This is a genomic window from Mycobacterium pinniadriaticum (assembly GCF_026242045.1).
Taxonomy (GTDB): domain Bacteria; phylum Actinomycetota; class Actinomycetes; order Mycobacteriales; family Mycobacteriaceae; genus Mycobacterium; species Mycobacterium pinniadriaticum.
The window spans coordinates 12093-38313 of sequence record NZ_JAPJDO010000050.1; the positions used below are offsets into that span (position 1 = coordinate 12093).

The following is a 26221-nucleotide window of genomic DNA, read 5'->3' on the forward strand; positions in this document are numbered from 1 at the left end:
GTCCTCCAAAGGTTGACGGGGTCTCAGGGATGCGTACCGCAGCGCGTCGCATTAGCCGAAATGTTCGCTTCTTGTCTTCTAAATCTACTCAGAATTTGGTAGCTCTACAAGAGTCGGCGTGGGTGTTCGAACACACAAAGCATCGACGATCGTGCCGCCGCTCTTGTCGACGATTGCGGGGTTGACCTCGATCTCTGACAACCCCTGTTCGGTGAGCAGAGCAGCCATCCGATTCAGCGTGTCGCCGATCCATGATTCATCTACCGGCTCGCCCCCACGGAAACCGAAAAGTAATTCGGCTAGCCGCAGCCGGGTCAGTGCCTTGTGCAACGTGTCCGGATCGCACGGCAGCGGGACATGCTCCACGTCACGGTGCACCTCCACGGCAGCGCCGCCAATCCCCACGGTGCCGAACACCCCGAGATCGTCAGCCGTGCGCACGGTCAGGATCAGCTCCACTCCGGCGGTCACCATTTTCTGCATGAGCCAGGTCGGGTCCGGGGCCCCACAGCGAGCCGCCATCCGCGCCACCGCTTGCCCGACCTGGTCGGCGTTGGACAGGTTGACCGCGACCAGGCCAAGCTCGGTGCGGTGCGTGATGTCCTCATCGGCGGACTTCACGACTACGGGGTAGCCGAGCCCCTCAGCCGCACGTGGTGCAGAAGAGCTGTCGCACACCGTCATCGGCGCGACATCCAGGCCGTAGTCGGCCAACAATTGCAGCGCTTGGGCGCCACCGACCGTCATCGCACGACCGGCCGGCTCGCCGTCCGGGGCGGGGTCGGGTTCCAGCACTCGCTCCGGTCCGAGGAGCGCGCGGACCAGCCGGCCGAGATCCGAGGGGCTCTGGGCCACCAGCACTCCAGCCGCGCGCAGCTCTTTGATGTAGGGGTCGACGGCGCGCCCCCCGTACCACAGCACGATGCACGGCTTGCCGGTATCGCGGCCCACCGCCAGGATGTCGGCGACGCTTTGAGCGTTCCACCCTCGCGCTCCCATCGGCAGCGGCACGCACACCGCCTCGATTGCCGGATCCTCGGCCACAGCCGCCAGGTAGCCGCCGAACTGCACGGGCATTGAACCGGGGCCGACGTCGAGCGGGTTGGGGATGGCGGCGAAGCTGGGCAACTGCTCTTTGAGCCGCTCGATGGTCGACTGTCCCAGCGGGGGAAATACCACCCCGGCGCTGGCCAGCTGCTCGGTAGCCAACACCGCCATGCCTCCGGAGTAGGCGACCATGCCCCACTTGCGCGGGAACTGCCGGTGCCGGGGTGCGCTCATCGCCCCCAATACCCACAAGTCGTCGGGGTCGTCGACCACAGTGACATCAAGCGCCCGCAGCAGCGCCAGCTCGAGCGCTCCGCGGCCGATGATCTTGCCGGTATGGCTGGCTGCAGCCTGTTCACCGGCCGCGGTACGGCCGCCGAGATAGGTGATCAGCCGCTTGCCCGCACCATGCAACTCGCGCACTGCGGCAGAAAACCGCCGGCCGTCGCGGATGGATTCCAGGTACAGCGCGACGGTGTGGACTTCCGGCAGCCCCGCGAAATACGACACGAAGTCGGGGATGTCCATGTCCCTTTGATTACCGGTGCTGACGATGTGGGAGATTCCCACACCGGCGTCGCGGGCCCTCTCCACGACGGTGCTGCCGATCGCACCGCTCTGCGCGATCACGGCGATTCCGCCGGCGGCGATGGGGACACCTTCGGTGAGTACGGAGGTCATGCTCATGGCAAGCCCGGTCCGGACGTTGACCAGTCCGGTGCTGTTCGGGCCGACGATTCGAATTGCGTTGTCGCGGGCGAAGTCCAGCAGGGAGCGCTCCAGTTCGTGGCCGGCCACACCCATGTCGGCGAATCCAGCGGTCAAGATCAATGCTTGTCGCGCGCCGACCTCTGCACATTCAGCCAATACTGCTTGCACGGCCGCGGCCGGTACCGCGATGACCACAACATCAGGGACCGTGGGAAGGTCACGAAGCGACGGGAACCCCGGAACACCGTCGACGGACGTTGCCGTTGGGTGGATCACGGCGACCTCACCGGTGTAGCCGTAGACCTTGAGGTGTTCGAGGACGGCTCGCCCGCCCGCCTTGTAAGCCTGCCCGGTGCTGGTCGAGACGCCGACTATGGCGACCGAGGCCGGCTCGAGGAAGCGCTTCGCGACGTCAGCGCGCGGGCCGGCGATGGTTGCCAGTGCCTCAGTCACGCCATGTCCTGAACGGCAACGTGATCAAGCTGCGCGTCTGGCCGCCATACGCGGCAAGCTGGGCGTGCTCGGGAATGGAGAACTTCGGGATCTTCCGGAAGATCTCCTCAAAGGCGATGGTCAGCTCGAGCCGTGCCAGGTGTGAACCGACGCAGCGGTGATTTCCGGCGCCGAAGATCATCGACTTGTCGGCGTGCCGGTCGATCAGGATCTGGTCAGCGTCAGGGTAGGCGTCTTCGTCGCGATGTGCCGAGGCCAGCGGTATGACCACGCGGTCGCCGGGGTGTAATTCGACCCCGTTGATGGCGGTTTCTTCGGTGACGGTGCGGCTGCCGTGAACGATCGGTTCATAACGCAGAAGTTCCTCGATCGCCGACGGAATCAATGACGGATCGGCAGCGAGGCGGTCTTGGAGATCCGGTCGACGAGCTAGATGCAGGAAGCTGAATCCAATTGCCGTGGAGACGGTGTCCAGTCCGGCCAGCACCATCACGTAGGCGAAGTTGAGGATTTCGCGGTAGTCGAGCTTGCGGGCGCCCGGCATCTCCGCGGTCGTCAGATAAGAAATGATGTCGTCACCGGGATTGGCGAGGCGTTCGTCGAGCAAGGCGCGGAGGAAGTTGTTGAGCGCCTTGCCGGCCTGCAGACGCGCGGAAGTCTGGGCCTCGACGTCGCCGTGCTCGACTCCGTTGGTCGTGGTGTGCAGAATAGTGCTGGCCCAGCTGCACAACTGATCACGTTGGGCCACATCGAAGTCCAGCCCGACCAGCCGAAGGAACACCGAACTCGGGAAGGGCTCGGCGAATTCGGTCATGAAGTCGAATTCGCGTTTGGCGACCATGGTGTCGACCAGCTCAGCCGCGTAACGGCGCACCTCGTCGGCGATGTGCTCGATGGCCTTGGGCCGGAACAACGGGTCGATGATCGTGCGGTAGCGGCGATGTTCGGGGGGATCGACTTCCAGCGGGATCAGCGCACGGGTGTGACCGGGCGTCGGCGGGGTGTCAGCCGGCCATGACGAGAACACTTGAGCATTGAGCAGGACGGCGGATATGTCCTCGTACTTCGTGATCACGTAGAACCCACCGTAGTTATCGGTTTGCGCCACTGGACATTTGGCCCGAAGTGCCGTGTAGTCCGCATGCGGGTCTAGCGCGAACTGCGGGTCGTAGTGGTCATAGTCGTGACCCAACGCCTCTAGCGCAGTGCAACGGCCAGGGTGTGTACCGGGTTGTTGATCGCTCACGTGAGCTCACCTCGATTCGTGTGGGAAGTGTCGATCGGGGACGCGCCAGGCGCCGCTGGGGCCAAGTCGGAGCCGACCGGTTCGCGGCAGAGTTCAGTCAGGGCGCCTGGCTCCTTGTAGTGCACGTCGACGCGCACGATCTTGGCGTCCCGCAGCCGGTAGATGTCGACGCACTCGACGGGCATGCTGCGCCCGGTACCCCGCGAAGTGAACGTGCCGTGTACCACGACAGCGACCCAGTCGTCAGTCCCGGCGATCTCCGGGGGTTCCAGCCTTACCCGGAAATCCCGGCTCACCGCCGCCAGCATCCGCCGGAATCCGTCGATGCCGACGTATTCACCACCGAACGGCAGGCTGGGCGCCTCGGAGAACACGTTCGTGTGGTCGAGCAACGCCGCGCAGGCGTCGATGTCTCCGGCGCGCAAGCCCTCGGTGAATCTGCGCACGATCTCTACGTTGTGCGGTCCAGGCACCGACAGCCCCCTTCCTGGATCGCTCAGCTTGTGGACACGCAAGTGCATATCTGAATCTTTTTCTACACAGATTTTGGTAGTTCGTCAACGGTCAGCGTGCTCGATTGCCCAGAATAGTCTGTGTTAAATTAGATTGTCGCCGAGCACAGGAGAAGACTGTTGACATTCGCGCCGACGGAGGAGCAGCGCCAACTGCAGCAGCTGGTCCGTAAGTTCTGTGAGGCCAAGTCGCCGGTCGCCGAGGTGCGACGGTTGATGGACACCGAGGAGGGCTTCGACCCTGCGGTGTGGCACCAGCTCGGCAGCGAGTTGGGCCTGCAGTCGCTCGCCATCCCGGAGCGCTTCGGCGGTGCCGGCTTCTCCCTGGTCGAGTTGTGCTTGGCGATGGAGGAAATGGGCCGCGCACTGCTGTGTGCGCCGTTCCTGTCTTCGATTGTCTTGGGCGCCAATGCAATACTCGTCGGCGGCACCGATGAGAATCGTGAGCACCTACTTCCCGCCATCGCCTCCGGTGACCTACGCGCGGCGCTGGCCTTCACCGAGCGCACCGACGTCTGGGCGCCGTACGACACAGCTACCGAGGCCACCGTGGACGGCGCGCAATACCGGCTGCACGGCGCAAAGACCCTCGTTGTCGACGGCCATACCGCCCAGCTGATCATCGTGTCCGCGCGACGCCCCGGTACCGGGGCGGTCTCCTTGTTTACCGTGGATGCGTCCACCGCCCAGGGTCTGCAGCGCACGTCACTGCCGACGCTGGACCAGACCCGCAAGCTGGCCGAACTGCGCTTCGAGGGGACACCGGCGCAGCTGCTGGGCGGCCCAGACGCTGATGGGGCGGCCGCATTGCAGCGCACACTGCAGCAGGCGGCGGTCTGTCTGGCCGCAGAGCAGCTCGGCGGTGCGGCGCACTGCCTGGACGCCTCTGTCGAGTACGCCCGGATCCGTACCCAGTTCGGTCGGCCCATCGGCTCCTTCCAGGCGATCAAGCACCGGTGCGCCGACATGCTGCTCGACGTCGAATCGGCCCGCTCCGCGGCCTACTACGCGATGACCTCCGCTGCCGACGACACCGACGCGGCACTGGCGTCGTCGCTGGCCCACGCGTATTGCTCGGAGGTCTTCTCGCGATCAGCCGGCGCGATGCTCCAAATCCACGGCGGCGTCGGCTACACCTGGGAACACGACGCGCACCTGTACCTGAAACGGGCCAAGGCCTCCGAGGCGCTGTTGGGTGGTGTCCACTATCACCGCGACGTGGTGGCCGCATCGATGAACCTGTGAATTGACCGCGTCAGACCGAGTATCCGCCGTCGACCCGAAGGGTCTGTCCGGTGACATAGGCCGAGCGGGTCCCGGCAAGAAAGGCCACCACCTCGGCAAGTTCCTGGGCTGACCCGAATCGGCGCATCGGAATCGCACGCCGCGCGGCCTCGAGGGCCTCTTGGTGGTAGTCGCCGCTGTCGATCAGGTCGTCCAACACCCCGGCCGCGATCACCCCGACACCCACACAGTTGGCACGCACACCGTTCTTGCCTTCCTCCGCGGCGATGGCGCGCACCAACTGTTCGACGGCGCCCTTCGGTGCTGCCGACAGCAGGTCGCGAGTGGCATAGCGCAGTAGTGCGGTCGTCACCAGGGCCACCATCGAGCCTTGGCTGACTCGCAGCCGCTCGATCGCGGGTTGCAGCAGGTTGAAACATGCCGCGGCGTCCGCCGCGAGCTGGTGAGCGAACTCCTGGGGTGTGATTTGGGCGGTGTAGCGCATCGGAATCGACGGTCCGGCGGCATAGATGACGGTGTCCAGCCTCGGCACTGCGAGGACCAATGCGGCCGTGGCCTCAATGTCGGTGAGGTCCACCTGGTGCACCCACGCCGTGGCGCCAAGGGCTCGCACGGCCTCGGCTGTGCGGTTGGCAGCCTCGACGTTGTGCCGGTAAGTCAGCGCGACGTCGAAGCCATCCCGGGCCAGCGCCTGGCAGATGGCTGATCCGATACCACCGCTGCCACCAGCAACCAGGGCCAATCGTTCATCCATGGCTACCGCCGCTCCCGCAGCCGCGCGTAGCCCGCCATGACCGGCTCACCGTCCTGATTTACCGTCGACACGTCCAACTCCACGATGCGCAACCCACCCTCGTCCCGGTCCTCGGTCGCGGTGACCGTGGCGGTCGCGGTGAGAGTGTCGCCGGGCCACACCTGCCGCTGGAAACGCACACCGAAACCTGTGAGCTCACCGTCCTCGATCCAGTCGGTGATGACCTTGACCGTCAGGCCCATGGTGAGCTGGCCGTGGGCGATGACGCTGGGATAGCCGGCCACCTTCATGGCGTAGACCTCGTCCGTGTGCAACGGGTTGTAATCACCCGACGCGCCGGCATACATGACGATCTGGGTTCGGGAAAGTTCCTCGACCACCGTTGCTTCGCGCCGGTCGCCGACCGACAATTCGGCAATCTTCACTGGTCTACCGCCCGCTCGGTGACCACCCGCACCCGCCGAGCCGTCACGGCGAGTTCTCCGCGCTGGTTGACGAAGCGGGTGATCTCCTCGGAGAACCGCAATGTTCCGCCGCGTGCACTCTGCTTCTCCCAGGTTTCTCCGGCTTCCCGCGCAACCGTCAGGACGTCACCGGGACGCAGGGGAACGTGGAATTCGTAATGCTGCTCGGCATGCAAGCTGGTGCCACCCCCGGACGAGGCGGGGGCGAAGCCGGGTCCGCGACCCGAGCCGTTCCACTCGGCGCCCGGCCTTGGGCGGTAAGGCCACTCGGGATCGAACTGCGCCGCGCCGGCCACGAACGTCGGAGGGGCGACCAGTCCGCCACATCGGCGCGTGCTCTCGTGGCCTTCATCGAAGTAGACGGGATTATCGTCGCCCAACGCCCGCGCGAACATCAGGATGTGCCCGCGCTCCACGGGAAACCGGAAGCTCTTCTCCCCCGGAGCTGGCACATCGCCGCTCATGAGCGCTGCCCTTCGGGCACTCGGGGCTCGCGGGGCAGCCCCAGTACGTGCTCGCCGATGATGTTTCGTTGCACTTCAGAAGTACCGGCGTAGATGGTGCCGGAATGAGCAACAAGGAATGTGTCCTGCCACGGGTCCAGGGCATAGTCAGGGCCCGCAGGCCGGACCATCGCGGCAGGTCCTGCGATCTCCAGGGCAAGCGCTCCGAGCCGCAGATGGTATTCGCTCCACGCCAGCTTCCACGTCGACATCTGGGCTCCTGGCTGCACACCGGCGGCGACCTCTGCCACGGTCCGCTGCCAGCTGCTGCGCAAAATGGTGACCTGGGTCTTGGCCCAGGCCAGCTCCCGGCGCACGAGAGGGTCGCGATGCCGCCCCTGTCGTCGGGCGTACTCCACCAGCTGTTCGAGTTCACGTTCGCGGGCCTGCAGCACCATGGTGGTCGCGCGTCCGGCTCCGCCGCGCTCGAATCCCAGGGTGGACTGCACGACCTGCCATCCCTGACCGAGCCCACCGATCACCCCTGACAACGGTGCCGTGGTGTTGTCGAAGAAGATCTCGGCGAACTCCGCCGCCCCGGTGATTTGCCGGATCGGGCGAACCTCGATGCCGTTGCTTCCGGGGGTGAACTCGGTGATCGCATAGGACAATCCGCGGTGCTTCGACGCCGTGGGGTCGGTGCGGCACAGCACGAAAATCATGTTTGCGGTGTTGAAGCGGGAGGTCCACACCTTCTGCCCGCTGATCGCGAGGTGATCGCCCTCCACGACTGCGCGGGTCCGTACCGAGGCCAAGTCCGATCCCGATTCGGGCTCAGAGAATCCCTGGCAGTACCGGTGCTCTCCGGAAATGATCCGCGGCAGGTAATGAGCCTTCTGTTCTGCGGTGCCGTGCAGGATGATCGAGGGACCGACCATCGACTCCCCCTGCACGCGGTCGATACGCGGCACCCCGGCCTGATAGAACTCTTCGTCAAGAATTGTCATCTGCGGTGCATCCCAGCCGCGTCCCCCGTATTCGGTGGGCCACGCGGGACAAATCAGCCGCGCCTCTGCGCAGCGTTGCTCCCACTCTTGGAACAAGGGGTGGTTGTGGGCATCGGCGAGCTCGGATTCGCTTTGCCGGCTGCTCACCGAACCGGGGAGGTCGGCCCGAAGGCGCCAATCAATCAAGTCCGCTAATCCGGCCGGAGCATTGTCGGCGATCCAATCGCGCAACCGTGGCCGCAACTCCTCGAGGGGCACCTCAAGGCCAGTCATCGGGTCACCGTCGCGAGTTCACCGTCCCCTTGTGCGGCCTGAGCGCAGCCGGCTAACGCCTGAACGGTGCGCGATACGCACGGCTTGCCGAGCTGTGCGGCCATCCACAGGCTGACCGACACCAGCTCGCCGAGGTCGACACCCGTGTGGATGCCCAGCCCCTCCAACATCCACACCAGGTCTTCGGTGGCCAGGTTTCCGGCCGAACTGTCTGCAAACGGACAACCACCCAGTCCGCCTGCCGAGCTGTCGATGATGCTCACCCCGGATTGCAGCGCCGCAAGTACGTTGGCCAGAGCCTGTCCGTAGGTGTCGTGGAAATGCACCGCGATCGAGCCGACGTCGATGCCCGCAGACACTACGGCCTCGACCAGTGCCTTGACCTGGCCGGGAGTGCCGACACCGATGGTGTCGCCCAACGCCAGCTGGGTGCAGCCCAGGTCCATCATTCGGGTGGCGACGTCTCTCACTTGTGTGATGGGCACTGTTCCTTCCCAGGGGTCTCCGCAGCACATCGAGACGTAGCCGCGTACGCCGGCCCCGGCCTCGCGCGCCCGCGCGACCACCGGGCCGAACATCGCCAACGATTCGTCGATAGTGCGGCCCAGGTTGCGCTGCGAGAACGTTTCGGTCGCGCTCGCGAACACGGCGATATCACGAACGCCACGACTGAACGCTCGATCCAGCCCACTGACCGTCGGTACGAGCACCGGGTAGCGTCGGCCGGCATCGAGGTCCAGGGCATCAATGACCGCTTCGGCGTCAGCGAGTTGCGGCACCCGTGCCGGATGCACGAAGCCCGCCGCCTCGATGGTGTGCAGTCCCGCGGCGCCGAGCCGCTCAATGAACTCAACTTTCACATCGGTCGGGATGACGCCCTTTTCGTTCTGCAGGCCATCCCGGGGCCCCACCTCATAGATCATCACCCGTTCCGGCAGGCCTGTAACTGGCACGGGGCTTGGCCTACGCATCACCACGGGGCGCCTCACACCACGCCACGGTTGTGCAACGCTGCAACGTCCTCGGCGCTGTACCCAATCTCGGCGAGCACTTCGTTGGTGTGTTCGCCCAGCGCGGGCGCCGGATGCATGATGTCGAAGGGTTGACCGCTGACCGGGGCCGGCCAGCCGGTGCTCGTGTAGGGACCGGCCACCGGATGTTCAGAGTGATGAACGATCTCGCGGGCGACCAGATGGGCGTCGGTCAAGGTGTCGGTCTTCGAGTTCGCCGGACACAGCGGGATGTCGTACATCCGCGCGATGTCAATCCATTCCGCGACCGTGCGGGAGCGGAAGACCGGAATCAGTTCGTCGAGCAGGTCGGCTTTACCGCCGTCAGCGAAGTCGACCGCGAACGTCTTGTTCTGCGCGTCGCGTAGGTCGTCGCGATCGATCGCCCGGCAGAAGTTATCCCAGAACTTGTGCTCGATGGCGGCGAGCAGCACGATCTTGTCGTCCTTGGTCTGGTAGTAGGTGTACTTCGGGCGACGACGCGGATCCAGACCGACCGGTGGCGGAGGGTTTCGCCGGTCGGTGATCCGGTCCTTATTCCAGGCGAGCACCGCATCCAGGCTTTGATTGGCTAGCACTGCATCGGCTCCTGCGGCATCGATGTAGCACCCCTGGCCCGTCTTATCGCGATAGCGCAGCGCCGCGGCTGCGGTGAGGGCCGCGTAGAGCGCAGTCGACAAAGGTCCGTCAACATTGCCGGAGAAGTACAGGCCTTCAGGGTCGACGACCTCGGTGACGACACCGTCATCGGAGACCCGAAACTCAGACTGACCGGCCACCGCACCCATCATGTAGCCGTGCACCGGGATCTGGCTGTAACTCCCGCGCGTTCCGAATCCATTGGCCTGGCAGTAGATGATGTCGGGCTTGACAGTGCGCTGCGCGTCGTAGCCGATGCCGAGCTTGTCGCACGCGTCGCCGGCGAATCCGTCGACGAATATGTCGGCCGTCTGGAGAAGTTCGAAGAAGATCTTGCGACCCTCATCGTTGCGGAGGTTCACCTCGATACTGCGCTTGTTGCGGTTGCAGAAGAGGTGAAAGACGCTGTTCTGGTCGGTGATGCGGTCACCGAGTTCACGCAGGTAATCGCCGGTCCCCGGCCGCTCGATCTTGATGACGTCGGCACCGAGGTCCCCGAGCAGTCTGCTGGTCTGGTCGCCGGTGGGCAGCATGGCGCACTCGAGCACCCGAATGCCCTCCAACAGCTTGATCATGTGCTTCAACACTCCCTTCCGGCGCAATTAACCAGGCGCAACGCGTATTCTAACCTAATTCAGATTAGGGTCAACGGCCAGGGGGTACTGCGAGACTCCGGCCAGCGCCGTCGGCCGTCGCAGAGAATCCGCAGCATGCGGTGACACTCACACTGCACCTGAGTGATGTATCGACCAAAACTCACATAGAATCAACAATCGTGCGGAAGACCGGAGTTCGGGATAAGTGGAGCGTGAGGTGCACTGATGGCTAACAAACGCGTCCGCCCCGGCAAGAAGGGCGTGGCGACCCGGGCGCGGATTCTGGATTCGGCCGCCCTCACGTTCCGCAACAAAGGGTATGCCGGCACCCGGCTGTCTGATGTCGCCGCGGCCGCGAACACCCAAGCCGGCAGCCTGTACTATCACTTTCCCTCGCGAGAGGAACTCGTCGAAGAGGTCCTGCGGGTCGGCCAAGAACGCACCAGCGGCTTCGTGCGGCGACGTGTCGCCGCACTCTCCGACGGCGCGTCTGCCCTCGACCGGCTTCGCGAAGCCATCTCCGCGCACCTTGACACCGTCCTGGAAATTGGCGACTACACCGCGGCGACAATCCGAATAATCGGCCAAGTTCCCGACGAAATTCGCAAGCGCCGAATCCACGAACAGCGCGAATACGGGGAATTCTGGCGTTCACTTGTGAATTCTACGCAAGGCTCGGACGAAATCCGCACAGACCTCAACAGTTCGGTGATGCGGATGCTGCTGCTCGGCGCGATGAACTCCGTGCCCGAGTGGTTCCGACCGCGCGCCGACGGAATGTCCACGACCGAGCTCAAGGCACAATTCGATTCGCTGTTCCTCGAAGGCCTTGCGGTACGTCGCCAAGCGTCCCGGTCGATCGACAACAACCTCGCCGCCATCGCCATCGCGGAGGAGCAGGTCCTTCGCGCTAGCCGAGCGGATGGCACCAAGTCCGAGGGTGCCCAACGAATCCTTGATGCGGCCGCCAACGTCTTCCGGGAAAAGGGTTACGCCGGCGCCCGGCTGGCCGATGTCGCGGCAGCCGCTGGGATCCAGACGGGTAGCATGTACTACTACTTCAAGTCCCGTGAGCACCTTGTGGTCGAAATGGTGCTGGTCGCCTGGAAACGCACCGACAATCTGGCCCGCCTGAGCGTCGACGCACTCCCCATCGATGCCACAGCGCTGGACCGGTTATCCACCGCAATGACCGCCCATCTGCTATCTGTGCTGCGAAACACCATGTACACCTCGGCCCTCGTGCGCATCCTGGGTCAGATCCCCGACACCGTCCGCGACCAGACCGTCAACCACCAGCGTGCCTATCTGGAGTATTGGCACGGACTCATCGAGGACGCCATCACCTCCGGTGAGATCAGGAAGAACACCGACTCCTCGGTCACCACCATGTTGATCACAGGCGCGTTGAACTGGGCGGTCGAGTGGTACCACCCTGACGGTGCCCTGAGCCCCGAAGAACTGGCGCGCCAAGTCGCAACTTTGGTATTCGACGGAGTCACCAAAGTCCCCGCCGAACAACACAGCATCCAAGGCTCATCAACCGCCAGCGATCGACAGAAGCGTGCACCGCGGTCAACCGCTGCGTCCAGGAAGTCGCGGGTCCGCTAGAGACCCAGGTCGCGCCCGATGATGTCCTTCATGATCTCGGTGGTGCCCCCAAAGATGGTCTGGATCCGGGTGTCGACGTAGTCTTTAGCCACCCTGTACTCGTTGATGTAGCCGTACCCACCGTGCAGTTGTACGCAGGCGTCGACGACCTTCTTCGCAAGCTCAGTGCACCACCACTTCGCCTTCGCGGCCTGCACCGCGGTCAGCTCGTTGTCCACTACGGCGCGTAGGCACCGGTCGATGTACTGCTCGGCGATGTCCAACTCGGTGTCCAGTTCGGCGAGCACGAACCGGTTGTGCTGAAAACTGCCGATCGGCTGCCCAAACGCCTTGCGGTCCTTAGCGTATTCGACTGTCTGCCGCCACGTTTCGCGCGCACCGGCAACCGCGCCGACCGCAATGGACAACCGCTCCGAGGGCAGGTTGTGCATCAGGTGGTAGAAGCCGCGATTCTGCTCGCCCAGCAGATTGCGGCCGGGTATCCGCACACCATCGAAGTGCAACTCGGCAGTGTCCTGGGCGTGTTGACCCATCTTGTCCAGCTTGCGCCCGCGGCTGAAACCCTCCATACCGCGCTCGACGACCAACAACGAGAACCCTTGATGACCCGCGTCGGGATCGGTGCGGGCCACCACGATGACCACATCGGAGTTAACCCCGGCTGAGATGAACGTCTTGGAGCCGTTGAGAATCCAGTCATCGCCGTCACGCGTGGCCGTAGTTCGGATACCGGCCAGGTCACTGCCCGCCCCGGGCTCACTCATCGCGATCGCACCGATGATCTCGCCGGTGATGTAGCCGGGCAGCCAGCGCGCCTGCTGCTCCTCGTTGGCCAACGATTTCAGGTATGGGGCGACGATGTCGTTCTGCAAACTCAGCGCCGGAGTCACGGAGCCGAACTTCGCCAGCTCCTCCACGATCACCGCATTGAACCGAAAATCATCCGATCCGCCGCCGCCGAACCGCTCGGGCAGATTGAATCCGATGAGCCCGTACTTGCCGGCCTCCACGTAGGCGGCGCGATCCACGAGACGTTGCTGTTCCCATTTCTCCGCCTGTGGGGCCACAACAGACTCGATGTACTGTCGTGTTGTTTCGCGCAGCTGTTCGTGTTCGGTTTCGAAAACCAGTCGCTTCATCGGTATGCCTTTCCAACGGGGCTGTCGTCTGCGGACCGCTGCTCTGGGCGTTGCACCGATCACGGCTTCGGCCGTGAGTTCTTCTCCGCACTCGTCCGCCCTGCGGCGTTCGATTGAAATCTAACCAGAATCAGATTAGATTGCATATTCATGCCGTCTCAACGAAGCAGCGCCGCGACGGGTGTTGTGGCCTGCGCGGCCTACCTTCCGTTTCATCGTCTGCAGCTGAGTGAGATCGGATCGGTGCTCGGTGGCGCTCAACCCCCCGGCACCCGATCGGTGGCCTCCTACGACGAGGACACCACCTCAATGGCCGTCGAGGCCGCGCGCGCTGTTCTGCGTGGCCTTCCGCCGGAATCGATGCCGCCGCGGGTGTACTTCGCCACGACCGATCCGGCATATCTCGACAAGACCAATGCCGCAGTCATTCACGCCGCCCTCAACTTGCCTCGCAGCACCTTGGCGGTCGATCTCGGTGGGGCACCACGCTCAGCGCTGGGTGCGCTTCTGGCCGCTGCCGACAGCCCCGAGGGTGCTCTGGCCGTCTTGGCAGACATGCGCACCGGCCTTCCCGGGAGCGCCGACGAACGGCAGGGCGGTGATGCCGCCGCGGCGGTTCTGTTCGGTCCCGGTACTGCCGAGGCTCCGATACTGGCTGAACTGATCACCAGCGCGTCGGTCACCGAGGAGTTTCTCGATCGCTGGCGCGTCCCGGGAGCACCGACGTCGCGGGTATGGGAAGAGCGGTTCGGGGAGCATGTCTACGTCCCGTTGGCCATGGATTCGTTTACGGCCGCACTTAAACAGGCCGATCTGACCCCTGATGGTGTCGATCACCTGGTCGTGTGCGGCCTGTCGCCTCGGGCGAACCGACAGTTCGCGGGCGCCAGCGGTGTCCCACGCGGGGCCCTCAGCTCGGATTTGACTTCAGCGATCGGCAACCCGGGAACCGCCCAACCCGGTGTACTTCTCGCCGACGTGCTCGAACGCGCGCAACCCGATCAAGTGATCGCGCTCACTGTGCTGGCCGACGGTGCTTCGACACTGATCCTGCGCACCACCGACGCACTTGACGGCCATCAACACACGGCACCGACGGTGGCCGATCAGATTGCGGCGGCCGACGACTCACTCAGTTACGGCACCTTCCTGACCTGGCGAGGCATGCTGCGGCGCGAACCGCCCCGCAGGCCCGAACCCGAGGCGCCCGCGGGGCCGCCCAGTCATCGATCCGAGCAGTGGAAGTACGGCTTCGTAGGTTCTCGCTGCGAAGAATGCGGCACCGTTCACCTGCCGCCGGTACGAGTGTGCTTCAAGTGTGGCTCTGCTGATCGTATGCATCGCCAACCGATGGCCGACATGCCGGCGCGGGTGGCGACTTACACCATCGACCGGCTCGCCTACACCCCCAGCCCGCCGATGATCGCGGTGGTCGTCGACTTCGTTGGCGGCGGACGTTTTCGCTGTGAACTCACCGACAGCCCTCCTGAGGTGTCGATCGGAGGCCAGGTCGAAATGACCTTTCGACGCCTGACCACATCGGGAGGCGGGGTCCATAACTACTTCTGGAAAGCCCGCCCGGCCCGCCACAAGACCGAGGAGAGCTGACATGGCTACACACGGAATCTGTGACCGCGTGGCGATCATCGCGATGGGCTGCACCGACTTTGGGGAGCATTGGGACCGCTCGGTCGATGACTTACTGATCGATGCGGTGAACTGCACGACCGCAAGTGCCGGGGTCGCTCTGAACGATATCGACGCGTTCTGGCTCGGGACCTACACCTCGGGCCTGTCAGGACTGAGCCTGAGTCGCCCCCTACGATTGCACGGCAAGCCAGTGAGCCGCGTGGAGAACATGTGCACCACCGGCTCGGAGGCGCTGCGCAACGCCTCCTACGCCGTAGCCAGTGGCGCCTACGACATGGCGATGGCGGTCGGCGTCGAAAAACTCAAGGACTCAGGCTTCTCCGGACTGCTGCGCCCCTCGATACCCTCTGACGGCACCGGTGGCACCCTCGGAACAACCAGTGCGCCAGCCAATTTCAGCCTGCTTGGTCCGGCGTACGCGGAGAAGTACGGGGTCGACCCCGGCGAGCTCAAGGAAGTCATCACTCGCATTGCCTGGAAGAACCACCACAACGGTGCCCGCAACCCGCGCGCGCAATTCCGCAAAGAGGTCTCCACAGAGACGATCTCATGCTCCCCATTGGTCGCCGGACAACTCGGCGTGTTCGACTGCTCGGGTGTATCTGACGGCGCCGCCGCCGCTATCGTCGTTCGAGCCGAAGACGCCCATCGATACACCGACAAACCGCTATTCATCAAGGCGCTCTCACTGGTCTCCGGGGCCGCCGACGGCAATGTCGACCCCGGCTACGACTTCACGACGTTCCCGGAGGTGGTTGCCTCGGCGCACAACGCCTACGCCGAAGCCGGGATAACCGACCCGCCGTCCGAGATCGCGATGGCCGAGGTACACGACTGCTTCACCATCACCGAGCTGGTACTGATGGAGGATCTCGGCTTCGCCGAGCGCGGCACCGCCTGGAAGGCCGTACTGGCGGGCACTTTCGACCTCGACGGCAGTTTACCGGTCAACCCCGACGGTGGGCTCAAGGCCTTCGGCCACCCCGTGGGCGCCAGTGGGCTGCGGATGATCTTCGAGTGCTGGCTGCAACTCCGTGGCGAAGCACCTGAGGACAGGCGGATTCACGCAGTCAGCGCCGGCAGAACCATCGGCCTTACCCACAACCTCGGTGGCGGTCCCGGTGAATGTGTCTCATTCGTGTCCCTCGTCGGCACGGAACCGAACTCCTATGCCTGAGCTTCGCGGCTCACCGGGACATCCGGGCACGGCAACCACGCCATCGGATCTCACCTGACCGGACCTTCTGAATTGGTCTGAACTGGTCGATCTGGATCAATGAACGTTGACGGGTACGGCCCCGCGGTCGCGGAGTCGGGCCAGCTGTGCTGGGCGGCTCCAAACCGCGGCGTAGTGAGGGCAGACGTCGCCGACACAAACACAAACCGTCGCCGACGAGTGAAATCGGTGACGCCGCTGAGGGTTAACGCGCGATGCGCACTGGGAGGCTCACCGGACCGCGGGCGATTGAAACGCGGAAGGTGGGCTTGAAATCGGCGGGTATCTCAAACACGCTCAGGGCGCAGATCGCCCGAATCATCGCTTTCACTTCGCGTCGGGCAAGGTGGTTGCCCAGGCAGCGGTGGATACCCCCGCCGAAGGCCACGTGGGATGCGGCATTGGCCCGCTCGAAGTCGAGGTGGTCAGGGTTCGGGAACTGCGCGGGGTCACGGTTGGCGGCGGCCCAGTTGATCACGATCCGATCGCCTGCATGCATTGGGCAGCCACTCATCTCGACATCCTTCGTCAGGGTACGGCCCGCTGCGGTCACCGGCGCTTCAAGACGCAAGAACTCGTCCGCCGCGCGGTCCAAAAGTTGCTCACCGCCATCGATGAGCGTTTGTCTCACTTCGGGTTGCTGGGCGACGCTGAGCGCGATGCTGGCAATACCACCCATCGTGGTTTCCATACCAGCCATGATCATGAGGTTGAGGGTTTCCACTCGCTGCCGCTCGTCGAGTTCGAGCCCATCTGACCCGTCGAGGCCGAGATGGGCTATCACACCCGGCACGTCGTCCCGGCGACCTTCCTGGCGCCGCTTTTCGAGTAGTTCGGCATCCCACATCAACAGTCGCGGCGCCAATTCCAGTGCTCGTTCCGGCGCAGAAATGAGATCTTGCAGAGTCTCGATGATCCAATCGAGCTCATCTTCTTTCTGACCGAGGAACCCGACAAAGAACACCAGCGGAGGCAGACGCTGGGTGAACTCGGCGATGAAGTCGACCGTGCCGTCGCCGGCGGCAGCGATCGCCAGGCATCGATCGATAAGTCCGGCGACGATGTCCTTGATCTCGCCTTCCCGTGCCTGTAACGCGTCCGGGGTAAAGAACGGATTTAGCGCCTTGCGGATTTCTCGGTGCAATGGGGGGTCGGTTTCGAGAGGGATCATGCGCAAGATGTCGAGATTGAACTGGACCGGCGATGCGCCCTGGGCACTCGAAAATGCCCGCCAGTTGGTCGCCGCGGCCATGACGTCAGCGTAATCGTTGATGAACCAGTATCCGGAGTCCGAATCGCTCCACGGTTGATCACTCCAGCCCACCGGGCAACGTTCGCGGAGATCATTGACCTTGGGCCAGAAGTCGGCCACCAACTCCGGATCCAGGATGTGGAACTGGCTCGGTTCGATGCGAGACGAAGCGGCGGTTCGCTCGGTGGAACTGGTCATGGCGGACTCCTTTGGGCGAGGGAACTCCCGTGCCACTTGGGGCGGTGTATGTCCAAATTTTAACATGAATCTAAGCAGAATTAGGTGAAAAAATTAGATCTTGCGAGCAAGTTCGAAGGCCTGACGGGTGGCAAAGGAGATCCGGCGCGGCGCGTACGCGTCGCCAAGTACGTGGAGCGAGGGTACGCGGCCTGTGAGATCGTCATAGAGCCCCGCGTCGGAGACACCACCACAGGCCAGCACCACCGAGTCGAAGTCACAGACCGAACTCGGCGCGCCCGAATAGATGTTCCGCAGCATCAAACGATCGGTTTCGACGGAGACCAGTCGTTGGCAGACCGTAATCTCCGCACCCGCGCGGGAAAGTTTGGCAAGCGGGGCGCCGATCGAATATGGGCCGACAAGCGGAGCAATCGACGGCGAGGCATAGATAAGTCGGACGTGTTTGCCAAGATCGGCAAGAAAGCCGGCGATGGTCAGCGGCTGCATGTGGTCTTCCATCGCGATGACGACCACTCGGTTGCCGACGTCGACCTTGCCGTCCAAAACGTCGCGTCCCTCAATGATGTGCGGCAAGTCGATGCCGGGCACGGTGGGCCGCCGCGGCGTCGCTCCCGTCGCCACAGCGACGACCGTGAAGCCCGCGGCCAGGACGCGCTCGGAAGTGGCGGTGTATCCGGTCTGCACGGTCACGTCGAGCCGTTCGAGCTGGCGCCGCTGGAAGTCGAGATATTGCAGGTACGAAGATCGGTTCTCAGCGGCACGGGCGGCCGTGCGCACCTGGCCTCCGAGTTCAGCTTCACGCTCCCAGAGACTCACGGAATGGCCCTTCGCCGCCAGTAGTGCGGCCAGTTCCAACCCGGCGGGCCCACCGCCGGCGACGAGTACCAACTGGGGCCCGCCGGCCGGAACCGGCTCGGGTTCTGTTTCGCGCCCGACTCCGGGGTTGACTGAACACCCGAACCGCAACCCCTCCACGGTGACTCTATGAATGCAGTCATTGGTCCCGATGCAGGGTCGAATCCCGCCCAGGTTTCCTTCGGCTGCCTTGGACACGAACTGGTCCTCGGCAAGCATCGCCCGGGCGATACCCACCACATCGGCGTGGCCGGCTCTAATGACGGCCGCCGCGGTCTGCGGATCGTTGATCCGGCCGGTGTAGACAACGGGGACGGTCACCAGCTGGCGAATGTGGCCTGCGGCTTCAGCCCACTGCGCAGGTCGGTAGTGGTGGGTCTGGAGATAACTTGGTGCACCCCAGTTGTTTCCGACAACGAAGCTGAGGTAGTCCACCAGACCAGTAGCTCCAAGGGTTGCTGCGATCTCGGCGCCACCACGGAGGTCATAGCCTCCGTCGAACATCTCGTCGAGAGATAGTCGCACACCGACGGTGAAGTCCGTCCCGACGTCGTCGCGGATGGCCTGCAAAACGTCGGTGATCAGTCGAAGGCGCCGCGCGGGGTCACCGCCGTAGGCATCCGCACGCAGATTGGTCGCCGGCGAGAGGAACAGTTGCAGCAGGTCACCGTGATTCGCATGCAACTCGACTCCATCGAGTCCGGACACCTGGCACTCGCGCGCCGAGAACGCATATTCCAAGATGAGGAACTTGATCTCGTCGTGGCCCAGAACGTGTGGAACCACGTTGGAGGCGTAGGTCGCCAGCATCGGCGATGGGGCGAACGGGGCACCGCCTTGCACGGTGAGCTGGGCGGTGGCGTAGGCGCCCGCCGCGTGGATGGCCTCAGCGTATTGGGCGGCGCGTTCCCGGAAGACCGGCAGTCGGAAGTCACCCCGTCGGGCCCCGATCCCACCCGGTTCGAAGCCGGGAATGAGTGGTTTGTCGACGTAGCAATTCAGACCGCCAATCCAGGCTGCCCCATCACGGGCGCGATGTTGGAAGTAGGTGACGAATCGGTTTGCTTCCTTGGTGGTTCCGAAGGGATTGCCGATAAGCCGGGCGTGCGGCGGCAGCATCACCCGGTTGCGCAACTGCATGGTCCCGATTCGGATCGGCTCAAACAGCGCCGCGATGTCGGCGGCCGGCTCGGTCATTGCGGGCTCCTGGTCGTTCAGACTGTTGGCGTGGTTGACATTGGCGGCAGCGCACGACCTGCGGTCTCGCCGCCATCGATCACCAGGTCCGCGCCGGTGATGTAACCGGACTGCGGGCTTGCCAGGAACACAACCAACGCACTGATCTCGGTGTCGTCTGCAGCGCGGTGCAGCGCGACTTGAGTCTGATCCTCTTCGTGACCGGCGGTCATCGGTGTGCGGACTACGCCGGGATGTACGGCGTTGACCCGAATTCCGTGGGGCCCAAGATCTAGCGCTGCGTTCTTCGTCAGCCCGCGCAGCGCCCACTTTGAAGCTGTGTAGCCGGGCAGTCTCGGGAAACCAGTCATGGCTGCCACCGAGCCCACGTTGACGATGGATCCACCCCCCGCGCGCTTCATCGACGGCGCCGTGGCCTGGATGCCGTTGAATGCGCCCATCAAATTGACCTCGAGATCGGACCAGAACAGCTCTGCCTTGTAGTCCACTATGTTGCCCGTGCGCAGGATTGCGGCATTGTTTACCAGCGCAGTCACGCATCCGAAGCAGTCTTCAGTGACTGCGACAGCGTTGCGCCAATGATCGCGGTCGGTGACGTCGAGATGCACATAGCGACCCGCACTCCCGAGCTCCGCGGCGACGATGGAACCCTGGGTATCGCGGATGTCGGCAAGGACCACGCGGGCGCCTTCGGCTGCGAAGGCGCGGGCGTGGGCGGCCCCCATACCGCGGGCCGCGCCGGTGATCAGCGCAACCGTGCCGTCAAGCTGTCCCATTACGCGATGCCCATCATCGTCGATCCACCTTCTCGCCGAATGGCATTCATCAACCCGGCCAGTCCGACTGCGCTCCAAGACCTTCCAGCGCTAGGCCCAACGACAGCCCCTCGGCAAGCGCTTGCTTAATCCGATGGGTGATTGCATGTCGGGTGTAGCGGAGCACCAGGTCGGGCTTGGCGGCTAAGCTGCGCGCGATTTCATGGGCGCGAGTCAGCAACTGCTCCCGAGGCAGGACCTCCCCGACGACATCGAGTTCGTGAGCTTGCTGGGCGCTAAGACGCTCACCAGTGAGCAGGAAGTAGCGGCCGCGGTTCGGCCCGAGCAGCATCGGCCAGATGATGTGGACGCCGTCACCGGCGACGATGCCGTTTTTGAAATGGATGGGGTCGCCGATGACCGCGTCCGCCGAAGCCAGTACGACGTCCGAGAGCACCGCAAGTTCAGCGTGCAGAAGTGCTTTGCCCTGAATCGCGCCGATCACCGGCACCTCGATGTCGAGCAGATTGCGCAGCAGGCGATTGCCGTGGTGGAACATGAGGTCCCACTTCTCCGGCGTCATTGGACCGGCCCAGCTGTCATCGATTCTGGCGCAGAAGTCTTGTCCCGTACCGGTCAGCACGACGACACGGTTCTCCCGATCGGAAGCGACGTCAGCGAAGCAATAGGAAAGCTCGGTATGTGGACCTTCACCCCAGATCAGCGGTCCCCCGTCGGTGTGAAGCGTGAGCTGCAGCACGCCCAGATCGTCACGTGTCATTGCGACGTGGCGATAACGCTGCGAATAGTCATCGAACCTCAAGACCGCCACTGCGACGTAATCCTCCGATTTGTCCGTGTTTCGCACATCGCCACGGTACGAACTGCGGCGACGCCACCCGTCGAAACCCACATTACTTTTCTAGACTAGGCATTCTAGTTTCTTTTCGAAAATGAGTCAACAAGTCTCGCATCCGATCTCCGGCATGCCCGTATAACTCCTGCTCAATAGCCTTCATATCTGATATCACCCGCCAAATCGAGATCAAACTTAGCGCCGATTTTTTACTAGCATGGCTGGTAGTGACTGTCGCCGGGGGACGCCACGGAGCTGAAGCGGTTGCGCGTCGAGAACGCCCAGGTGCTGATGGAATGTGATGTTCTAAAACGATGAGTAGTTCTCTTCTACTGACGTTGTAGTGGGTCACTTCCGCCCTGGTACGTGCTGGACAAAGGCCGCCTCACAGGGTGCTGCAGTGTGCGCACGGTGAGTTGGTGTCGCGCCCAAGCCGAACAGATCGGCCCCGGTGCGGTGGCGATCGTCGCGGAACTCTCCACCATCAACGCCATCCACAGGCTGCGTGCCATTCAGGGCATCATCCGATTCCGCGAACGCTACGGCGATGCCCGCCTCGATCCCGAACAGTCGGCGGAATTCGTTGACGGTCAAGGGAATCAGATCCTGTGGGGTGTTCTCGACGGCGCGTTGGGCGGTGGTGGCCACGACGAGGAACGCGTGCGCGAGCATGGCCAGCGTGACCCACCGGTGCCGGGAGGTCCACCGGCGGACCTGGTGTTCACACCGCTCTCCGAAGAGGGGGCGGCGTTGGTGTTGGCATGCAGAATTCGAGGAAATGCTGAGGCGTCGGCGACGCGGAGCGCCTCCACGCCTCGAACACGCAGGCGGCCCTGATCAAGCTTGGTGTCGACCCGGTAGATTCGGCGGCATCGCGATTGTCTGTGTGAACCCGTAGCCCGCAGGGCGATACGGGCTCGCTGCGACTCGAGACGCACGGGTACCGATCAGACGTCCCATTCGAATTCCAGCCGCTCCGGGCGGTGAAAGATCATCCCCTCTTGCACCTGGATCGTCTGATCGGGAACGAGCCTCAAGTTGGGCAGGCGGGTGATGGCCGTCTCGATCGCCACCTTCATGTCCAGGCGCGCCACCGAGATCCCGATGCAGGTATGCGGCCCAAGACCGAAGTGCATGCTCTTGCGCATCTCGGCGGCATCCCGGTCGATATTGAACTGTTCGGGGCAGGTGAACTCGGTCTCGTCGTTGTTGGCCGACTGCACGAGCGCGAAGATGTTAGACCCCTTCGCAATTCGGTGCCCCCGGATCTCAACGTCTTCCTTGACGCGACGTACGATGCCGCGGGCAGGGGTGAGTCGCCGCAACGACTCCTCGACCACCTTCGGCACCAGGGTCAAATCTTCGCGCACCCTAGCCAGCAGCTGGCGATCCTCGCATAATTTGTACAGCGAGAAGCTGATCCCGCCGGCGCTCGTCTCAAATCCCGCGATCACCAGCTGCCCGACCACACCGAGGACCTCACGGTCGGTGAGGCTCTTCTCACTCTGCTCCTGCGCCAGGATCAATCCGCTGATCAGGTCATCGCCGGGTGATTTCCGGCGCCGCGCGATGGCGTCGAGGAGGTAGTCGTTGAAGTGCACCTGCTCGCGGGCCAACTCCAGGCGCCGCGCATCCGAGATGGACGGAACGAACAGTTCGGTGATGCCTAGGGTCCAGTCTCGGAACTTGTTGTGGTCTTCGGCTGGCACGCCGAGGATCTTGATCAGCACATGCACCGGCATCGGTGTCGCGAAGCTGTCGACAAGGTCGGCGCGACCGTCGGCGACGAACTTGTCGACGAGGTCGTTGGCTGCTTGACGGATCACGCCCTCACGGACCTTGACCGCCGCAGGCGTCAGCGGTTTGGCGGCCAGCTTGCGAATCCGGTTGTGCTCGGGCGGGTCGGTGTTGATCAAAGCGGGCTGCCACGGTGCATAGCCGTGCGGCAGAGCCTCTTTGAGTTCATCGGGAACTTCCCCGACTAAGTCGTCGGGCATGCAGCCGAAACGGTCCAAGTCTTTGACGATCGCCAACACATCGTCGTACCGGCTGATCACCCACGCGTCGAGTTCCGGCACGTGCAGCACAGGCGCATGCTCGCGCAACTGTCCGAACAGCGGGCACGTATCCCAGGTACTGCGGAACACGTCCATCATCGACGGTTGCGCATCGGTCTGGGTTTGCTCACTCATGGTGTGGTTCCTTCAACTAACTCATACGGTGGATAGTCGGCAGATTGCGGAAAGCAGTGCAGGAGTCCCGGGTCCTCATCGAGCAGCTTCCGCCAGTACCGGCGATAGTGCTTGAAGTTCATGAAGTCTTGGTCGTTGCCGTAGACCACCTGGCCGTCGTATTCCCACTTCACCAACGACCACCAGTTGAGGATGTCGCTGTTGATCGGCCATTTCAGCCAGTTCATGGTCTGGCCGACCGCGTGCAGTTCGCGGCCGAGCTCGTCGACGCAGTCAATGACCTGGGTCAGCACTCGGCCGTCGCGCCCACGTTCGGCTCGCCGCGTGCCGCCCACGACCTGGGCCTTGATCCCATCCCGAATGTAGAACCCGGTGGTCACTGTCTCCGTGGTCCCCTCGATGGGATCTTCATCCAACGACAGGACCGTCTGCGGGTCGTACAGATGCCAGGCGCTCTCGGGGGAGGCGAACACGTACGGCCACCCGGCGCGTAGCGGGTCGGAGACGTCGGCATGTCGCGGCCCCCAACCACGATCGCGGAGCGCGCCGCAGTCGATCTCGATTCGCTCTCCTTCGATCTCGAGAGCTCCGGTGAACCAACCGGATTGCTCATAGTGGCCGACCGAGAACTCGCCCTCCTTCTTGACCCAGTTCTTGATGCCCGGGTCCTCGTCCCCACTCTTGGACAGCTTCATGTAGTGCGGTTCCGACATCGCCTTCCAGGTCAGGTCGAACTTCACACCGTTGCGGTCATAGCCGAAGCGGTACTCCTGCTGCGGTGTGATCATCCTGCAGCTCAACGAATTCGACAGTTCGAAGTTGAACATCTCGGCGCCGTCCGGAATCGCAAGGTGCTGGTCCCAGCCGTAGTAAAGGCAGTTGTAGACATCTTCGCCGGTGTGGTCCCAGATCGCCGGACCAGCCACCACGAGGTTCATGTTGGGTCGCCAGTAGAAGTAGATGAACCCGCTGAGGTTCCGCTCCGGCACGTTGAACCCGAGCAGGCTGTTCTCGCTCCAGTACGGATCGTCACTGCGCTCATGAAACTGCTCGTCTGCCAGGTCGATCTGGTCGTTCCAGCCCATGGCTGCTCCTAGTGGTGGTGGGTCTTCCGCGCCTGCAAGGGAGCGAATTTCATAACAGGCCGGCGGCTTGGGGCGCCTCGAGATCGAGAGCCATATCGGCGTACCGCTTTATCTGATCGACGATGACCCGGTCGCCACGTTCGGTGGACTCCACCTGGCTTGCCATACCGACGAACAAGAACACCGCATACATCGCACCTTCGCGGTACGACGCCCAGCACTGGTCAAAATCGAACCCTTCGACACCCGCATCCACCAGACGCTGGTGATAGTCCTTGATCAATGCGCGCTCCGACGCGCGCCGCTCCGCCGTGGGAAGGGACGACCCCAGGAAGTACGCTGCGTCCAGGCCGGGCGGGCCCAACCGAACGGTCTGAAAGTCGATGACGCCGACCCGATCGGAGTCGGGATCAGTCGCGAACATCAGGTTATCGCTGCGAAAGTCGCCGTGTTGCACCACAGTCGGCGCGGTCCAGCCGCGGACCCACTCACCCGCGCGGGGCACGACTGATTCGAATAGCGCGACGTGCTTCGGATCGAGGTAATCGCCGAAGCGCGCCAGGAAAGGCTCCAGACCCGCGGGGAGGGCGTCGAAGACGCCGATCGTGCGGCGTGGATCGGCAAGCCATTCGAGTTTGGACAGCACGTCCGAATTCCACAGCGGGGATTGAAATTTCACCAGCTCGCCCAGCCCGCGGGCACATTCCTCCAACGTGCTGGCCGTCAGCACGTCACCCGGGCGAAGTTCGGCGCTGAGGTCCTCCAAGACGAGATTGAAAGTAGCCGCGTCCGCCGACAACTGGGCGAAGTAGCAGGTCGGCGTACCCATCTCGGGGACCATCGGCGCGATGTCCTGGTAGAACCGGGTTTCCAGCTCATACATGCCCATCGCCAGCGCTAGGCCAAGGCTCCCGGGATCATCCGTCGGGAATTTCACCACCACTGACCGCGGCGCGGTGGTCGGGCCGTCGTAGGTGAAAGTAGCCCGAACCATCCGCGCGATGAGACCCCCGCCGACTGGCTCGAGCTCTACCGCCGACAGTCCGGCATCGGTGAGCAGCCCAGCCCGATCCAAGACTGCCCTGAACCAATCCACCGTCAACTGATCGACGTTGGTGGCGATCGCGATCGCCGGTTGAGATGACACCTCAGTGTCGATGGAAGGGGTGGTGGCCTGCGTCATCGAAAGCGCCTCCTGGATTGATCGAAACATGTCTGACAAGTCCGAGCTGGCTGAACTCGGGGCTGCGCACCAGTTCAGCAAACGAACCTATGAGTCCGGTCGAAGTCCGCGCGCACATGACTGCTATCCCACTACGCGCAGAGCCGGACGTATTATTCGAACATTATGTATGAGTTGGATGGTGTTGTCAATCACACCGCCGCTTCGATCACGCCGGCTACGCTGGGACGTGCCTGCGGCAGCTCAAATAGACTCTGCGATAGATCTTTCCGAGGGACGCAGTTACGACCTCCTCGGGCGGAGGGATCGGCAAGCTTTCCTGGATTGCCCTCCGTCTTCACACCAGCCGGGCATTGAGCGACACAGAATCGCGGATCCAGCCAATACCTCTTGACAACTAGATTCTAATCACGATTAATATCTGCAGGTATCTGCGAGCAAACTAAGCACTGGCGGCTCGTGGTCTTGGTCTCACACCGCTTTTCATGCTGGACGGAGATGGGCAAATGAACAAGGGTGCGCAGCTCGCTTGTGCGTGGTGCGGCGTGATCATGGTGGTCATCTGGGTGGTGAGCTTCATCGTGCTGGCGGGATTCATTCCGCCGCCGTCGCCGCAGAGCAGTGAGCAG

General features: G+C 63.5%; 21 protein-coding genes and 1 pseudogene. 4 read left to right on the top strand and 18 right to left on the bottom strand.

Annotation, left to right across the window (positions count from 1 at the left end; all coding sequences use genetic code 11):
* Positions 1–84: 84 nt before the first annotated feature.
* Genes ORI27_RS29760 through ORI27_RS29770 form a run of 3 tightly spaced genes read right to left on the bottom strand, consistent with a single transcriptional unit; the run spans position 85 to position 3930 of the window.
* Positions 85–2211 carry an acetate--CoA ligase family protein gene (locus tag ORI27_RS29760; protein WP_266000755.1) on the bottom strand — a complete coding sequence of 709 codons (2127 nt, stop codon included), beginning with the start codon at positions 2209–2211 and terminating at the stop codon, positions 85–87.
* Positions 2204–3457, bottom strand: a complete 1254-nt coding sequence (locus tag ORI27_RS29765) for a cytochrome P450 (RefSeq protein ID WP_266000756.1) — start codon at positions 3455–3457, stop codon at positions 2204–2206. The genes ORI27_RS29760 and ORI27_RS29765 overlap by 8 nt, the downstream gene beginning before the upstream one ends.
* Positions 3454–3930: a nuclear transport factor 2 family protein gene (locus ORI27_RS29770; RefSeq protein WP_266000757.1), complete on the bottom strand. Its 477-nt coding sequence runs from the start codon at positions 3928–3930 to the stop codon at positions 3454–3456. The genes ORI27_RS29765 and ORI27_RS29770 overlap by 4 nt, the downstream gene beginning before the upstream one ends.
* Positions 3931–4089: 159 nt before the next feature.
* Here ORI27_RS29770 and ORI27_RS29775 point away from each other — a divergent pair, with 159 nt between their 5' ends.
* Complete coding sequence (locus tag ORI27_RS29775) at positions 4090–5214, top strand: acyl-CoA dehydrogenase family protein (RefSeq protein ID WP_266000758.1); 1125 nt, start codon at positions 4090–4092, stop codon at positions 5212–5214.
* 10 nt (positions 5215–5224) lie between these two features.
* Here the strand turns inward: ORI27_RS29775 and ORI27_RS29780 are convergent, their stop codons facing one another.
* The 6 genes from ORI27_RS29780 to ORI27_RS29805 are packed head-to-tail and all read right to left on the bottom strand — an operon-like array spanning position 5225 to position 10379.
* Entirely contained in the window at positions 5225–5968 is a 744-nt protein-coding gene (locus ORI27_RS29780; protein ID WP_266000759.1) for an SDR family NAD(P)-dependent oxidoreductase, read from the bottom strand.
* A 2-nt stretch (positions 5969–5970) separates the two neighbouring features.
* Entirely contained in the window at positions 5971–6393 is a 423-nt protein-coding gene (locus ORI27_RS29785; RefSeq protein ID WP_266000760.1) for a MaoC/PaaZ C-terminal domain-containing protein, read from the bottom strand.
* Positions 6390–6896 (bottom strand): FAS1-like dehydratase domain-containing protein, encoded by a 507-nt coding sequence (locus ORI27_RS29790; RefSeq protein ID WP_266000761.1) that lies wholly within the window; start codon positions 6894–6896, stop codon positions 6390–6392. Before ORI27_RS29790 ends, ORI27_RS29785 begins: the two co-directional genes overlap by 4 nt.
* Complete coding sequence (locus ORI27_RS29795) at positions 6893–8155, bottom strand: acyl-CoA dehydrogenase family protein (protein ID WP_266000762.1); 1263 nt, start codon at positions 8153–8155, stop codon at positions 6893–6895. Before ORI27_RS29795 ends, ORI27_RS29790 begins: the two co-directional genes overlap by 4 nt.
* Complete coding sequence (locus ORI27_RS29800) at positions 8152–9108, bottom strand: hydroxymethylglutaryl-CoA lyase (protein ID WP_266000763.1); 957 nt, start codon at positions 9106–9108, stop codon at positions 8152–8154. Before ORI27_RS29800 ends, ORI27_RS29795 begins: the two co-directional genes overlap by 4 nt.
* A 32-nt stretch (positions 9109–9140) precedes the next feature.
* Entirely contained in the window at positions 9141–10379 is a 1239-nt protein-coding gene (locus ORI27_RS29805; RefSeq protein ID WP_266000764.1) for a CaiB/BaiF CoA transferase family protein, read from the bottom strand.
* A gap of 246 nt (positions 10380–10625) precedes the next feature.
* On the opposite strand from ORI27_RS29805, the gene ORI27_RS29810 reads away from it, so the two are divergent.
* Entirely contained in the window at positions 10626–12011 is a 1386-nt protein-coding gene (locus ORI27_RS29810; protein WP_266000765.1) for a TetR family transcriptional regulator, read from the top strand.
* Here ORI27_RS29810 and ORI27_RS29815 read toward each other — a convergent pair.
* Entirely contained in the window at positions 12008–13150 is a 1143-nt protein-coding gene (locus ORI27_RS29815) for an acyl-CoA dehydrogenase family protein (protein ID WP_266000766.1), read from the bottom strand. The two genes, ORI27_RS29810 and ORI27_RS29815, sit on opposite strands and share 4 nt — an antisense overlap.
* A 150-nt stretch (positions 13151–13300) precedes the next feature.
* On the opposite strand from ORI27_RS29815, the gene ORI27_RS29820 reads away from it, so the two are divergent.
* Both ORI27_RS29820 and ORI27_RS29825 read left to right on the top strand, forming a co-directional pair.
* Entirely contained in the window at positions 13301–14758 is a 1458-nt protein-coding gene (locus ORI27_RS29820) for a zinc ribbon domain-containing protein (protein WP_266000767.1), read from the top strand.
* A 1-nt stretch (position 14759) separates the two neighbouring features.
* Complete coding sequence (locus ORI27_RS29825; protein ID WP_266000768.1) at positions 14760–15977, top strand: acetyl-CoA acetyltransferase; 1218 nt, start codon at positions 14760–14762, stop codon at positions 15975–15977.
* Positions 15978–16221: 244 nt separating this feature from the next.
* Here ORI27_RS29825 and ORI27_RS29830 read toward each other — a convergent pair whose 3' ends face one another.
* From ORI27_RS29830 to ORI27_RS29865, 8 genes and pseudogenes are all read right to left on the bottom strand, one after another.
* Positions 16222–17466, bottom strand: a complete 1245-nt coding sequence (locus ORI27_RS29830) for a cytochrome P450 (RefSeq protein ID WP_266000769.1) — start codon at positions 17464–17466, stop codon at positions 16222–16224.
* A 93-nt stretch (positions 17467–17559) separates the two neighbouring features.
* Positions 17560–19521, bottom strand: a complete 1962-nt coding sequence (locus ORI27_RS29835; protein ID WP_266000770.1) for an oxidoreductase — start codon at positions 19519–19521, stop codon at positions 17560–17562.
* A 17-nt stretch (positions 19522–19538) separates the two neighbouring features.
* Positions 19539–20297 carry an SDR family oxidoreductase gene (locus tag ORI27_RS29840; protein WP_266000776.1) on the bottom strand — a complete coding sequence of 253 codons (759 nt, stop codon included), beginning with the start codon at positions 20295–20297 and terminating at the stop codon, positions 19539–19541.
* Positions 20298–20346: 49 nt separating this feature from the next.
* Positions 20347–21144: an enoyl-CoA hydratase/isomerase family protein gene (locus tag ORI27_RS29845; protein WP_266000771.1), complete on the bottom strand. Its 798-nt coding sequence runs from the start codon at positions 21142–21144 to the stop codon at positions 20347–20349.
* Positions 21145–21696: 552 nt separating this feature from the next.
* A pseudogene (locus tag ORI27_RS33240) lies at positions 21697–21983 on the bottom strand (GMC oxidoreductase); the annotation flags it as partial.
* A 96-nt stretch (positions 21984–22079) separates the two neighbouring features.
* Complete coding sequence (locus ORI27_RS29855) at positions 22080–23324, bottom strand: cytochrome P450 (protein WP_266000773.1); 1245 nt, start codon at positions 23322–23324, stop codon at positions 22080–22082.
* Entirely contained in the window at positions 23321–24409 is a 1089-nt protein-coding gene (locus ORI27_RS29860; RefSeq protein WP_266000774.1) for a DUF7065 domain-containing protein, read from the bottom strand. Before ORI27_RS29860 ends, ORI27_RS29855 begins: the two co-directional genes overlap by 4 nt.
* Positions 24410–24458: 49 nt before the next feature.
* Positions 24459–25592 carry a phosphotransferase gene (locus ORI27_RS29865; RefSeq protein WP_266000775.1) on the bottom strand — a complete coding sequence of 378 codons (1134 nt, stop codon included), beginning with the start codon at positions 25590–25592 and terminating at the stop codon, positions 24459–24461.
* Positions 25593–26221 lie beyond the last annotated feature (629 nt).

What these genes read in the sequence shown, in the direction of transcription:
- ORI27_RS29805 (WP_266000764.1), bottom strand. Translation starts at nt 10,379, where the DNA reads ATGATCAAGCTGTTGGAGGGCATTCGGGTGCTCGAGTGCGCCATGCTG.
- ORI27_RS29840 (WP_266000776.1), bottom strand. Translation starts at nt 20,297, where the DNA reads ATGGGACAGCTTGACGGCACGGTTGCGCTGATCACCGGCGCGGCCCGC.
- ORI27_RS29855 (WP_266000773.1), bottom strand. Translation starts at nt 23,324, where the DNA reads ATGAGTGAGCAAACCCAGACCGATGCGCAACCGTCGATGATGGACGTG.
- ORI27_RS29815 (WP_266000766.1), bottom strand. Translation starts at nt 13,150, where the DNA reads ATGAAGCGACTGGTTTTCGAAACCGAACACGAACAGCTGCGCGAAACA.
- ORI27_RS29860 (WP_266000774.1), bottom strand. Translation starts at nt 24,409, where the DNA reads ATGGGCTGGAACGACCAGATCGACCTGGCAGACGAGCAGTTTCATGAG.
- ORI27_RS29795 (WP_266000762.1), bottom strand. Translation starts at nt 8,155, where the DNA reads ATGACTGGCCTTGAGGTGCCCCTCGAGGAGTTGCGGCCACGGTTGCGC.
- ORI27_RS29810 (WP_266000765.1), top strand. Translation starts at nt 10,626, where the DNA reads ATGGCTAACAAACGCGTCCGCCCCGGCAAGAAGGGCGTGGCGACCCGG.
- ORI27_RS29790 (WP_266000761.1), bottom strand. Translation starts at nt 6,896, where the DNA reads ATGAGCGGCGATGTGCCAGCTCCGGGGGAGAAGAGCTTCCGGTTTCCC.
- ORI27_RS29865 (WP_266000775.1), bottom strand. Translation starts at nt 25,592, where the DNA reads ATGACGCAGGCCACCACCCCTTCCATCGACACTGAGGTGTCATCTCAA.
- ORI27_RS29780 (WP_266000759.1), bottom strand. Translation starts at nt 5,968, where the DNA reads ATGGATGAACGATTGGCCCTGGTTGCTGGTGGCAGCGGTGGTATCGGA.
- ORI27_RS29825 (WP_266000768.1), top strand. Translation starts at nt 14,760, where the DNA reads ATGGCTACACACGGAATCTGTGACCGCGTGGCGATCATCGCGATGGGC.
- ORI27_RS29830 (WP_266000769.1), bottom strand. Translation starts at nt 17,466, where the DNA reads ATGACCAGTTCCACCGAGCGAACCGCCGCTTCGTCTCGCATCGAACCG.
- ORI27_RS29820 (WP_266000767.1), top strand. Translation starts at nt 13,301, where the DNA reads ATGCCGTCTCAACGAAGCAGCGCCGCGACGGGTGTTGTGGCCTGCGCG.
- ORI27_RS29835 (WP_266000770.1), bottom strand. Translation starts at nt 19,521, where the DNA reads ATGACCGAGCCGGCCGCCGACATCGCGGCGCTGTTTGAGCCGATCCGA.